This window comes from Stieleria tagensis, assembly GCF_024129865.1.
GTDB classification, from domain to species: Bacteria; Planctomycetota; Planctomycetia; order Pirellulales; family Pirellulaceae; genus Stieleria; species Stieleria tagensis.
The window spans coordinates 26674-39558 of the sequence record NZ_JAMYFE010000062.1 but is presented as its reverse complement, the minus strand read 5'-3'; the positions used below and the strand labels follow the sequence as shown (position 1 = coordinate 39558).

Here is a 12885-nt window from a genome sequence, read left to right as displayed (position 1 = left end):
GGGTTCGGCGGCTATGCCGCCGAACCCCGCCGGGCAGAGCGTGTTCCCGGTGTTCGCAACCTAGGGTGACGGTTTGCTCGCTGCGCTCACAAGACCTGACCCTAGGCTAAGCTGTCGAACGCCGTTGGCGTAATGAGACCGCAACCAGAGTCAAAAACGTCGCCACATGGTTTTCCACGGTTGCGGTCGCTGGCCTGGCACCGAGCTTAATACTCCGCTGGTTCACAACGTGCGGAACTGCAGATTTCGGTAATGAACTTCCAATGGCGGACCGCTGTGGACCTGCAGCGCGATCACACCCTGCTGTTCAATCTCGGGGTCTTGTTCAACGTAATCAACGGTTTGTTTGCCATTGAGAAAGATCTGGATTCGTTTTCCTTTGGCGATCACTTTCAACGTGTTCCATTGACCCTTGCGGACCACCTGAGCCGCGACGTCGGGGGATTCGGCTAGGAATTTTCGACGGCGGGATTCATCGTACAGAGCGCCCCAGCAAGTGCCATTGGGCATCCAACCAATGTCCGCTTGGTACCCGATCACTTCGGTTTCACCCGGGATTCGCTTGGTGCGGAATTGAACTCCGGCATTGTTGCCTTGGCCCACCAGTTTCGCTTCGACGGACAGTTCAAAGTCACCGTAGGTTTGATCGGTGCACAGAAATTGATTGTGAGGGATTTTTTCGGTCGCACTGCCTGCGATGATCTCGCCATTTTCGACACGAAACCACTTGGAGTCGCCGTTCCATCCGTCCAGTGTCTTGCCGTCAAATAACTTGATTTTTGCGGCAGAATCTGGTGTTGGAGTCGCACTCTCCTGGCCGGCGGCGGTTGCGGCCACGTTCAGGACCAGCAGCAACAGGCCAAAATCCACGCAGTCGCGAGCGAACCCGCGGGGGGAGAACGATCTCAAGGGACGCGTGTAGCGAGATGATGCGGGCATCATGGCACTCCGGTAGCAGGGGGTTTTGGGGCAGATGCGTGACGGATTGTGAATCATGCAGCGATGATGATAATAACGGTTGCCAGCGTCGCCGAACCATTCCCCTCCGATTGACCTATTTCTGATTCGATCCATGACCCAGTTGAACCGATTCTCCAGCAAGATCACCCAACCGAAAAGCCAAGGTGCTTCCCAAGCCATGTTGTACGCCACGGGCATGACCCGTGAAGACATGGACAAGCCTCAGGTAGGGATTGCCAGCGTCTGGTACGAAGGCAACAGCTGCAACATGCACCTGCTGGATTTGGCGGCGGATGTCAAGCAAGGCGTGCAAGAAGCCGGCATGGTCGGCATGCGATTCAACACCATCGGTGTCAGCGACGGCATCTCGATGGGCACCGACGGGATGAGTTATTCGCTGCAGAGTCGCGATCTGATTGCTGATTCGATCGAAACCATCATGGCCGCGCAGTGGTACGACGGACTGATTGCACTGCCGGGATGTGACAAAAACATGCCGGGATGTTTGATGGCGATGGGACGCCTGAACCGTCCGGCTTTGATGGTCTACGGCGGATCGATCAAACCAGGGTTCCGCAACGGCGAAAAACTAGACATCGTCAGCGCGTTTCAGTGCTACGGCCAATTCATCGCTGGCCAAATCAGTGATGACGAGCGTCAAGAAATCGTGGAGAAAAGTTGCCCGGGTGCGGGAGCTTGTGGCGGGATGTACACGGCCAACACGATGGCGACGGCAATCGAAGCGCTCGGCATGTCGCTACCGTATTCCGCTAGCACACCGGCCGAAGAATCGCAGAAGCATGACGAGTGCAAGTTGGCCGGCCAGGCGATCTTGGAACTGTTGAAGAAAGACATCAAACCGCGTGACATCATGACCCGCGCGGCATTCGAAAACGCAATGGTCACCGTGATGGCTCTCGGGGGCAGCACCAACGCCGTGCTGCATTTGATCGCGATGGCTCGCAGCGTCGATGTGCCGCTGACGATCGAAGATTTCCAAAGCGTCAGTGATCGGATTCCCTACCTGGCGGATTTGAAGCCCAGTGGAAAGTTCGTCCAAGAGGATTTACACACGATCGGCGGAACGCCGGCTGTGATGAAGTACCTGTTGGAGAAAGGTTTGATGGACGGATCTTGTTTGACGGTGACCGGCAAGACGCTGGCTGAGAACGTCGAACCGTTGCCGGGGCTGAAAGAAGGGCAGAGGATCGTCAGCACTGTGGAAAAACCGATTAAGAAAAGTGGCCACATCCGAATCTTGCGAGGCAGTTTGGCGCCCGGCGGTGCTGTGGCCAAGATCACCGGCAAAGAAGGATTGCAGTTCAGCGGGCCGGCAAAATGTTTTGATAGCGAAGAAGACATGTTGGCCGCCCTGGAAGACAAGAAGATCGAAAAAGGCGACGTCGTTGTCATCCGCTACGAAGGTCCACAAGGCGGCCCCGGAATGCCAGAAATGCTGACACCCACCAGTGCCATTATGGGTGCCGGCCTGGGATCCGACGTTGCGATGATCACCGATGGTCGATTCAGTGGTGGCAGCCACGGTTTCATCGTCGGCCACGTCACCCCGGAAGCGCAATTGGGCGGGCCCATCGGGTTGCTGCAAGATGGCGACGAAGTCACGATCGATGCGGAAACCAATTCGCTGAATGTCGCGGTCAGTGAAGATGAACTGGCCAAACGCAAGGCGACCTGGACGGCGCCGCCACTGAAAGCAACACGCGGCACGCTGTACAAGTACATCAAGACCGTCAAATCGGCCAGCGAAGGCTGCGTGACCGACGAGTAGACAACACGCTGGTTGCGGTTTTGCGGCGCGCAGTCTGATGGTGCGCCGCGAAACCCGCTACAATGATCGTTCACGTCGACTGAATTCCCCGCCTCTCCTTTCGTCCCACCCGAAATCGATTCATGAAAACCCGCTGCATCGCTGCGCTGTTTTTAAGCCTGCTGACTGTTGTCGCTGGTGCCGACGAGGGCACCGAATCACCAACGATTGATACCGAATCGGTCTGGATCACAGCTATCGAGCCAATTGCCGAGGACCGTTTCGTCGCCGGCAGTGCAACCGGACTGTTGTTGCGCCCCGGCGCGGTCTCGCGCGGTTCTGTCGCCGCCCCGAATCAATTGGAAGAGCTGTACCAGCATCCGGCGGCGGTTTGGACCGTGGCCGTAACCAGCGACGGCAAGACGATCGCCAGTGCCGACTACCGTGGCAACCTTATTGTTTATGACGTTGAATCCAAACAAGCCACGACGCACGAAAATGCATTCGAACGTTGGTGCCAAAAAATTGTGATCACACCCGATGACAAAACGGTGTTGGCCGGCAATGAGTCTGGAAAACTGTTTGCCTGGAGCTTGGCGGATGCCAAGGTGTCCAAGACGGTCGAGCTCGGAGACGCGTCAATTACTTCGTTAGCGATTTCGCCTGACCAGTCGCAATTGGCCGCCAGCGATGGTGACGGCAACATTCATTTGTTAAAGCTGCCGGAATTGGAAACCGTTGGGGTGATCAAAGCGGCGGAAGAAACGGTTTGGTGTCTGATCTATGAAAACAACGATTCACTGATTGCCGGATCGGCCGACCGCAATTTGTATCGCGTGGCTGCGAAACCGGATGCGAAAGCCGAATCAATCACCAAAGGCAGTGACTGGATCACTCGCATTGCGGTTTCTCCCGATGGCCAAATCGCCGCGTCAGAAGTCAGTGGCAAGATTCACTTTGCGTCCGGTGGCAGTGTGACAACGATCGGTGCTGAAAGTGGTGTCTGGGCACTGTGTTTTAAAAATTCCGGTCAGTTATTTGCTGGCACACGAAAGAATGGCATCGTCGTGGCCGGCCAAAGTTGGAATTGGAATCCCGTTGCTGCAAAGAGCGACGTGAGCGTGGATGAACCGGCGGGTGAGGAGGCTGTGGAACAGGCGGAGCCAGAGACGGACACCGCGGAGCAACCGGAAGCGGAAGCCACCGAGGAAACTCCATGACAGGTCCCGATCAGGGGACAAACGCTGAATCCGCGGTGAATTCAAGCCGCGAGAGCAAACAGACCAACGATCTCGAATACGTCGTTCGCTTCGGCGCCATGCGTATTTTGGGCGTCATGAAGGCGCAAGAAGCCTATCGTTACGGCGACCAGGTGATCGCCAGGACGGACCGTGGGACCGAATTGGGAACTGTGCTGTGCGAAGCCACGCCGACGGCGCTGGACGTGATGCACGAACCGACCGCGGGGAAGATCGTACGGCGGATGAGCCGCGATGATTCCAATCAATGGGATCACATCCAAACCCAGACACGCGAAGATTTGAAGGTCTGCCAAAAGTGCATCGACCGGCTGCGGTTGACGATGGATTTGGTCGACGTCGAAAGACTGCTCGGCGGTGAACGGGTGGTCGTCTATTACGTCGCCGAAGGCCGCGTCGATTTTCGTCAATTGGTCCGCGAGCTGGCCAGTGAATTTCAAACGCGGATCGAAATGCGACAGATTGGCGTTCGCGACGAAGCCAAACTGTTGGCCGATTATGGTGATTGTGGCCAGCCGCTGTGTTGTGCGACGTTTTTAAGCAAAATGCCGCCTGTATCGATGAAAATGGCGAAACTGCAGCGTTCCACCCTCGATCCGACAAAAATTTCGGGTCGCTGCGGACGTCTGAAGTGCTGTTTGCGTTATGAATTTGAGACCTATGAAGCGTTGGCGGCCGAGCTGCCGCCGGTGGGTGCAGAAATTTTGACCCGCGAAGGTGCTGCAACAGTCTTGGCTCAGGATATTCTTTCGCAACAATTGATGGTGCGAACGGAGGATAAACGAAGGATACTAATAGCAGCCGACTTGGTCGTCCGTGTGACGAAGTCGCCGCCGCCCCCCAAACCTCGCAAGAGCGGACGGAGAAGTTGATCGGCAACGCGAACACGCGTGCCCGCGATAAACGTTAGACCTGCCATCATCCGCGGAGCTGGCAGTGACCCAACCCACACAGCAACTGACCGACCATGGAGCGATGGGGTTAGAATTGCCCCACCGAATCAAATCAGACTGTCATATGAGCAACGAACTGACCAACTCGCCTTTGCAAGCGATGCGCAAGCTGCTGAAGGAAGATTCCCGCTACAAGTATGAAGCCTATCAGTTCATCCGCGAAGCGTTGCAGTATGCGAACGAGAACCTTCCGGAATTGACTCAGGCCGTTGTCGCCGGCGAATCCCCCTCCAAACCCCATCCTCGTCATATCACCGGCCAGCAACTGTGTGAAGCCTGTCGACAGTATGCCATCGACCAGTTCGGTTACCTGTCGCCAATGGTCTTGGCGTCTTGGGGGATCTGTTCGACCAGCGATTTTGGCGAATTGGTTTACAACCTGATCCGCATCAAACAGATGCGCAAGAGCGAATCCGATCGTCGCGAAGACTTTGACGAAGTCTATTCGTTTGACGGCGCATTCGAGCCCAATTTCACGTTGCCGAAATCCGGCGCGGACGCGGCCTGCTGAAATGCCCGTCCATCCCGCAATCGTCCCTGGCATTCTGTTACGTGTCGCTTTCGTGGTCTTGGCCGCCGGTCATCTGGCCAGCTTGCAGACCTCCGCCGCTCAGGTTGCAGATGCCCCCGCGACCGCAGCAACCGATCTCCCCGACGCGACCGGCACGGCGACCGGCGACGCTGTCATCGAGACGACCCAACCGGCAGACGCCAAACCAATCGAAAAAGCTCGCGAGAGTTACTTGGGCCGCGTGGTTGCGCAACCGATGAGTCATCGCGGGGCGTCATGGCTAATCCGACCCAATCGCGACGAAGAAGAAAACGCGTCGGAATCGTTTCAGAACCTCGGTTTGGAACCGGGAATGGTGGTTTGCGACCTCGGCTGTGGCAACGGGTACTGGACGTTGCCGATGGCTCGAAAGGTGGGCGAAAAAGGTGCGGTGTATGCCGTCGACATTCAACAAGAGATGTTGCGCAAACTGAATCAACGCGCCGATCGATTTGAATTGAAAAACATTCGCCCGGTCTTGGGCACGATCGACAACCCCAAGTTACCGGTCGGTGCAATCGACATGTTGCTGATGGTCGACGTGTATCACGAGTTTTCACATCCTGAATCGATGTTGTGGGAAATTCGACGCGCACTCAAACCGACGGGTGTGATCGCATTGTTGGAATACCGCGAAGAAGACCTTGAGGTGCCGATCAAGCCGCTGCATAAGATGTCGAAACGCCAGATCATGAAGGAGTATCAAGCGAACGGGTTCAAACTGGTTCGCGAATACAATGAACTGCCTTGGCAGCACCTGATGTTTTTTGCACGCGATGATTCACCCCTGGCAGAGATCGAACCCGAGCCAGCGGACGCCGTTCTGAAGCGTCTCCAAAGTTCAACTCCCAATGGCACGGTCAACGAATAGTTCACCCGGGGTTCCTGCCGAACCTGCCTCCAGCAGGTTCAACAGTGACCCTGGGCTAAGCTATTGAACGCCGTTGGCGTAGAGATGGGATTGAGTGCATGCGCCTCTCCCAATGGGGTGGCACGCGAAGCTGCACGACCTCCCCGCAGGAGAGTGAACAGATCGAAGTCGCGATTTTCCGATCCATTTGAGTTGAAACGGCAGTTTAGCGCTGACGCGTTTTGAAGTTGCGTTTTCGCGTGGGGCATTGGTTTTGGTAACCCGATGCGTCAGCGAGGGATCCCGTTAACATCCTAAATCCCTCGCTGACGCGTCGGATTTCCATAAAAACGCAACTTCAAAACTGACGCGTCGGTTGTGGTGAAACGTACCACTGACGCGTGGGGATGGGATGAAGCTGGCTCGCTCACAGACTTGATCTGCAGCGGGGCGGCTTACAGCAGCCCGTCTTTTTCCAGCATTTCGCGGTATTGGTCGCGTTCGCGGCGGGTGGCTTCCAGGTCGAATACCAGATATTTCATGTCCAATCGCAGTTGTGACAGGGCTTCCTGGACCAGGTTCAGGATGCGTCGCCGTCGCGTGCTGCACTCGACGGCACGCGTCAGAGCCGGGGCGACGGTGTCGCGGTAGCGGGCTGGCAGGGCGTCGATCGCGGCGGTCAGCTCACGCAATTCCTGAGGAACTTCGTCGCTGACAGGTTTATTCGATCCGATCGTCGTTTTTTGCATCGCCGTGAGGCTCCGGAGAGAGAAACATAAATTGATTGCTTTGTTTGCCATCCATTGCATTCCCAGTGCCAGATCCCACCGGCGCAGTCATTTTGTGAACCTAAAGTTCGTCTTCGCAAAGGGTTACGGTGATTCGAAGGTTTGCGTTGTCAAAACGAAACGGTGAAAAAAAACCACACCAGTTCGCCTTGGCTTGACACCCTAAATCTTGATACACCAACGCCTTACGCAGCACACGACGGGTTGCGACGGGATGTGGATTTTTTTCAACATCGTCGCTTCAACCGCACGCAGTTTGTTTCACGATCTCCGGTCGTCCGATTGGTGAATGAACCCCAAACCGTCGACTTCGCTTGTCGCACGTTTGATTGTTTGGGCTGAGAAGTTTTGGGTCAACATTTGATGTTCAAATCCCGACGCCGTCTGGCGAAACGACCGTCAGTCATTCCGACTTGGCAAAGCTTGCCGCGCGAAGCTGGCTGCGGGGAGATTGCCCGCCGCATCGCGAGCACAACTGCTGCTGCGTTGTCGATTTGGTGTTGCCTGGTCAGTGGAATCGCACGAGCCGAACTGTTTGACTCGCTGGAGGCCTATCCGCCGCGCTGGCAGTTGGACACTTCCGACTGCGATGCCCGAGTGACCGACCACAAAAACCTGGTCAGCGGTGGCGCGGACGGCGGAGGCTGTGAATCGATCACGTTTGAAGCCGGGATCGGCAGTGAATCAATTCTGATTTACCCTGTGGAACCCGTTCATGCCGTCGACGATTTGGTTGGTAATCTGTCAGTGATGAGTGCCCGCAAGGGTGCACGCGTAGGGTTTCGGATTCGGTTCCCCTACGTCCGTGACAGCCAGACTCGGCGCCCGGTCGCCGTTGTCATTTACGGTGCCACCTACGACCAGCCTGGGAAATTTCAATCAATCGGTGTCGGCAGCATTGAACGTCCTCTTCGCATCAAGATGGCCAAAATGCGTGCCCAATATGGATCGTCGGCAAACGTTGCTGATCCGTATGTCGATGCGATCGCGATCAATGCCTATAGCGGGCCGGGAACAACCACGCTGCGATTGGATAATCTTTCGCTCCGTGGAATGGTTGCGGTCGGCGACCATGGGCGTGTCGAACAAGTTCCCACGGCACCGCCGACCGCGATGCGACGTGAGTTGCTGGGGCGGCCTTCGCTTGGCCAATCGGATTCGCAGGACATCGCCGGGATAGACGCTTCCTCGGCCCCTCCGTTTTCACAGACAGAACTCATACGGATTTTAGAACATCGCGGTGAACCCCTGACCTGGGTCCGCTCGCTAGGATTTGATGCGGTTCTGCTGTCGCGACCGCCGACCGCCAGCCTGTTGCGTGACGCCATTCGATCACAGTTGCTGGTTTATGCGCCGCCACCGATCGCTCCCGACCCGGCGCTCCAAACCTTGTTGGATCCAGTTGCGGCGTGGTACCTGGGCGGTGGAGTTGCTTTGGACAACGATCGGGTCTCACAAACCGATCTCACCGTGCGACGGCTACGACAGTTCCCAGCGGCCTGGCGCCGTCCGATCATCATTGCACCGACCGAAAGCTGGCGCGAATACAGCGCGATCGCTGATGCGGTTGTTCTGGACGCCGCGCCACGTTCACGGGGGTTACCGGCATCCGAACAAACGCTGGCGATGACCCAACGGCAACAGCGAATGGGCAGCGATCGAAAGATGGCGGTGGCAATCCAATCATCGTCTCCGCCGAGTTTGTCGACGATGAACCAAGGCATCGAAGCGGCAATCGGGTCTCCCCCCGGCGGAACGTTCCATTGGCATTCGATGTTCACGCAAACGTTGCAAGCCCTGGAACACGCACCGCGTGCGATTGTGTACCGGTCACACGAATCGCTTGTTTCAGGGTCAATGTTTTCTCATCAACGATCGATGGCACTCAGCTACGTCAACCGCTTTGTCGCGATGCTATCACCTTGGGTGACTGCCGCCAGTCCGGCACCGGCCTACCCGATCACCGGTGCGGCCTATCGTTGCGGACGGCTGGAATCCGGGGGTGATGAATTCTTGTTGTTGTCCTCGGACCAATCCATCGGCGACGAAGTTCTGGCCGGCGACGGTCGGGCGATCGAAATCATCCTGCCACCAGGACACGTTCGCCGAACGGCATGGCGCCTGACCGATTTTTCTGCCCAGCGGATTGCGATCGAAGCGCATGAAACCGGCTCGAGAATCCAAATCGTTTCACCCGATGTCGCCGAGGTGATTGTGATCAGTGGCGATGCTTCGTTGGGTGCTCGACTGGATCAATCGGCGCGGCGGTTCGCCAACCAAGCCGCCGCGGACCGCTGGCAGCTATGTGGTGATCAGTTGCGTTACACCCAAGCCGCGTGGGATCAAGCCGTTTCATCGGGGGCGACTGAATCCATTGTGCCGATCGATATTATGACCGCAGCCCAACGAACTCTCGACGACGCCGAACCGTTGTACCGCAGTGGCGATGCCGAAGCCTGTTTGCGTCTTTCCCGACGGGCGGACGCTTGGTCGATCCGTGCCGCATTTCAACTTTCACAAGCATTGCGTCTCGCCCCGAGCGGTCGCACGCCCGCGGGGATGGATGTGTCATCATGGGTCAGCATCCCGCCGATCGACGAAGGCCGTCCGATGTTGCAAACGGCATGGCATCCGCTGATGCAGGACGAGGGCTGGAGCCAGAACTTGATCGCCACAGGAGGACTAGATCAACCGAGCGTACTGGCGCCGGAAAACTGGAGCTTTGGACGACGAAAGCTCTCTCGTGCGGCGAGTTCCGCAAGCTGGGTCTCGCGCGGTTTCTTTAGCGGGCAAGGAGCGGTGAAGATGTCGGCCGCATCAACCACCAGCCAGCCGCTGGGCGGCGGCTATGAAGGAACGATTGCGATTCTTTCCAGCCCCAGAGTGAAGATCGAACCGGGCCAAGCGGTGCGAGTCGATGCGATGGTGCGTACAATTGGATTTGGATCGCCCCACCAAGGCGTACTGGTCTACGACACCCTGGGCGGCCAAGAAATGGGGGTGCTCGTACGCGGCGTTCCCGATTGGACCCCGGTGCGATTGTATCGTCAAAATCTAACCGACAGCACCATGCAGGTGATGTTCGAAGTCATCGGCGATGGCGAAGTTGTGATCGATGAAATCAGTGTCAAAATCTGGGCACCTCAGCCGCTGCCAGAACTTCCCCTGCGTCCTCTTTCCAATTGATTCCGTCCTTTCATCGCAAGCGAATTTTCAATGCCAACGACCATCAACGGGATTGGGACACAGTATTACGGCAAAAAAAATCCTCGCAGCTACGACGGCGTTTGTGATTCCTGTCAACGCCCGACCAAATTGACCGACTATGAAACCGGTTACTACTTCGTGGTCTTGTTCATCCCGATCATCCCACTGGGTAAAAAACAAATCCTGGGCGACTGTGCGTCCTGTCGACGCCATCGCGCGATGCCGCTGCGTGAATGGGAACGGATACGCGAGGAAAGTTTGGATTCGGGACTGAGCGACCTTGCGGACAACATGCACGACCCGAGCAAAGCAATTGAGTTGCTCGACCGCATGACGGTGTTCAACCAGATGGACGAAGCCTACGATTTGGCGACTGCCACGGCAAAGCAGCATGCCGATGATTTCGACACACAACTCGCGCTCGGTTCCTGGTACGAACGGCAGGGGCAAACCGCATTGTCAGACAAGTGCTTTGCCACAGCCATCGAGTTGCAGCCGAACCATCCCGCCAGCAAACGTATTCAAGGCGTTGATGCCATTTCCGCCGGTCGCCCCAAAGATGCTGCCGAACACTTTGACGCGCTGCGCAACAATGTGGAGACCTATGATCCGTCGTTGTTCTACATGCTTGCGATGGCCTATCAATCGAAGCAAATGCATGGCGAAGCACTTGACGAATTTCAAGACTTGATCCAGCGCAATCCCGGAATCGGCAAAGACAAAACACTGCGGAAAGCCGTCAAGCAATCGGAAAAAGCGGTCGGAAAAACCGAATCGATACTACCTAAAAAAGGCCTGTTCGGTTGATTCCTAAATTGTCGCCATAATCAGTATCGTAGCTGATCCCGTGAAGGTTCAATCGGTAAATGTCGTCGCCCTGACCGCTAGAACCGAGCCGGTCTGACCGCTAGAACCGAGCCGGTCTGAACCCTGGCGGGATCAGCTACGGGAAACAGCGTCGGTCAATGATTCTAGCGTGCACGTAAAGTCGTGTTGGCAACGATTGTGTTCAGAAAGACACGGCGAATCGCATCGTAACCGCGGTCATTTGGGTCTTCGATGTTGGTGAAAAACCAGTAGTGCGGATCTTCTTCGCAATAGGTATCCAACCACCATTGGCGACAATGCGAACCATGTCCTAGAAAGGTTTCGTACATCGGCACGACAAAGACGTTGTCAAATTCTTGGGCGACATCATTGATGACTCGATTGTATCGCTTGTGGATTTTCAATCCGTCCTCCCAGACCGGCAAGAAGATGCTCGGCGCATCGCCTTGACCATCGGTCGGGTCATAGATGTCAGCGATGTAGATTTCACATCCACCGGGAAATCGCCCGATGATCGTTTGGAACATCGTTGTCAATCGCGTTTGAAAATTCGCAATCCACGGCAGAGCCTGGTCCAATGTTGCGCCGTACATCGCGCATTCTCGCGGGGGCGAACGACCATACATGTGAATCAGATCATTGCCACCGCTGGTCATCAACACGATCCCAAAGGTATCGTCCGGTTGCTGGAGCAATTGATCGTTGATGACGTCTAAGTGGACCTGCGATTCTGAACCGGAAATCGCCAGGTTTTCTTGGGTCAGGTTCGGCAGCACAGCGCTCAGACAACAGCCTTGCATCGCATCAAATTCGTCCGCCGGGTTTTCAATGACACGGCTAAAATAGCGATGGCTAGTCGATTTCGCGCCCAGCCCTGCGGTAACACTGTCGCCCAAGCCCAGCACATGAATCTGGCGATCACTCCAAATGGATTGAAAGGGCTCTCGGGCGACCGGTGGTCCGGCCGGTCCACTGCCCACAGGTCTCGCAAATTTGTATTCGCGGTAATACAGGACGCCCGCTAGGATCAGGATCGCCGCCGTTACCAGCATCCACAGTCGCCAGCGTCGAATTGGTCGTGACGGTTGAGTGTTCATCTGATTGATTGTAGCGATCGCCTGCACGCTGGCGGTCCCAGCTAGCCCGGTTTTTTCATGACATCGGCACCGAACGCTGCAAATTCTTCGCTGGTACAGTGCAACAAGAACCTGCCAGAAAACATTCCGCGCCCAGCGGGCGACACAATCCATCGGCACAGAATTTCTAGGCCACCGGTTAAGTTAATCGTGTGTATTTGTTAGGCGAACAGGCTAGAGATGAGATTGCCGATGAATGAAACTGCAACGGCTGCGAAGAACAAATACGTGCCTTGCTTGGTGTGTCCTGTCCAAAGCCGGTGAGCCGCGAATCCGAGAAACAAGGCTGTTCCAAAAACGACTGTGGTATAGATCGTGTGCAACCCATTTCCGTAGGTCTTGGGCACGAAAAACTGCACCACCATGTAAGCGGCAAAGCAAACGTTGATCAAGAAGATGAACGCGACAAGATACTTCGCAGCGGTTGCTCCCCGAGCAGTTCGCCGCTCGGATGAGACCGATGCAGTCGTTGTCGAAACCGTCGTGTCAGACATGCCAGTGATCCCTTGTTTGGTGGGGGGCAGAGACGTAATTCTAACAAAGTCATCGCGAACAAGGAAGAAAATGCAGTCGTTGCGTCCATGAC

Annotated in this window: 11 protein-coding genes; 7 read left to right on the top strand and 4 right to left on the bottom strand. The window is 56.1% G+C overall.

Annotated features, from left to right (window positions below; genetic code table 11):
- Nucleotides 1–222 precede the first annotated feature (222 nt).
- Nucleotides 223–942 (bottom strand): 3-keto-disaccharide hydrolase, encoded by a 720-nt coding sequence (locus NHH03_RS15835; RefSeq protein WP_253157866.1) that lies wholly within the window; start codon nt 940–942, stop codon nt 223–225.
- Between the two features lie 130 nt (nt 943–1072).
- Between NHH03_RS15835 and ilvD the strand changes: the two genes are divergently transcribed.
- From ilvD to NHH03_RS15810, 5 genes are all read left to right on the top strand, one after another.
- On the top strand, nt 1073–2749 hold the full coding sequence (gene ilvD / locus NHH03_RS15830; RefSeq protein ID WP_253157864.1) for a dihydroxy-acid dehydratase: 1677 nt from the start codon (nt 1073–1075) through the stop codon (nt 2747–2749).
- A gap of 122 nt (nt 2750–2871) precedes the next feature.
- Nucleotides 2872–3948, top strand: a complete 1077-nt coding sequence (locus NHH03_RS15825; RefSeq protein WP_253157860.1) for a WD40 repeat domain-containing protein — start codon at nt 2872–2874, stop codon at nt 3946–3948.
- Nucleotides 3945–4859: a PSP1 domain-containing protein gene (locus NHH03_RS15820; protein WP_253157857.1), complete on the top strand. Its 915-nt coding sequence runs from the start codon at nt 3945–3947 to the stop codon at nt 4857–4859. Before NHH03_RS15825 ends, NHH03_RS15820 begins: the two co-directional genes overlap by 4 nt.
- 64 nt (nt 4860–4923) lie before the next feature.
- Nucleotides 4924–5451 (top strand): Minf_1886 family protein, encoded by a 528-nt coding sequence (locus NHH03_RS15815; RefSeq protein ID WP_253157853.1) that lies wholly within the window; start codon nt 4924–4926, stop codon nt 5449–5451.
- A 1-nt stretch (nt 5452) separates the two neighbouring features.
- Entirely contained in the window at nt 5453–6361 is a 909-nt protein-coding gene (locus NHH03_RS15810; RefSeq protein ID WP_253157851.1) for a class I SAM-dependent methyltransferase, read from the top strand.
- 434 nt (nt 6362–6795) lie between these two features.
- Here NHH03_RS15810 and NHH03_RS15805 read toward each other — a convergent pair whose 3' ends face one another.
- Nucleotides 6796–7089: a transcriptional regulator gene (locus tag NHH03_RS15805; RefSeq protein WP_253157849.1), complete on the bottom strand. Its 294-nt coding sequence runs from the start codon at nt 7087–7089 to the stop codon at nt 6796–6798.
- Between the two features lie 402 nt (nt 7090–7491).
- Here NHH03_RS15805 and NHH03_RS15800 point away from each other — a divergent pair, with 402 nt between their 5' ends.
- Nucleotides 7492–10314 carry a hypothetical protein gene (locus NHH03_RS15800; protein WP_253157846.1) on the top strand — a complete coding sequence of 941 codons (2823 nt, stop codon included), beginning with the start codon at nt 7492–7494 and terminating at the stop codon, nt 10312–10314.
- A 30-nt stretch (nt 10315–10344) separates the two neighbouring features.
- Nucleotides 10345–11142 (top strand): tetratricopeptide repeat protein, encoded by a 798-nt coding sequence (locus tag NHH03_RS15795; RefSeq protein ID WP_253157843.1) that lies wholly within the window; start codon nt 10345–10347, stop codon nt 11140–11142.
- Between the two features lie 164 nt (nt 11143–11306).
- On the opposite strand, the gene NHH03_RS15790 is transcribed toward NHH03_RS15795, so the two are convergent.
- A complete protein-coding gene (locus NHH03_RS15790) occupies nt 11307–12260 on the bottom strand; it encodes an SGNH/GDSL hydrolase family protein (protein ID WP_253157841.1) in 954 nt (317 codons plus the stop codon).
- A 200-nt stretch (nt 12261–12460) separates the two neighbouring features.
- Complete coding sequence (locus NHH03_RS15785; protein WP_253157839.1) at nt 12461–12793, bottom strand: hypothetical protein; 333 nt, start codon at nt 12791–12793, stop codon at nt 12461–12463.
- Nucleotides 12794–12885 lie beyond the last annotated feature (92 nt).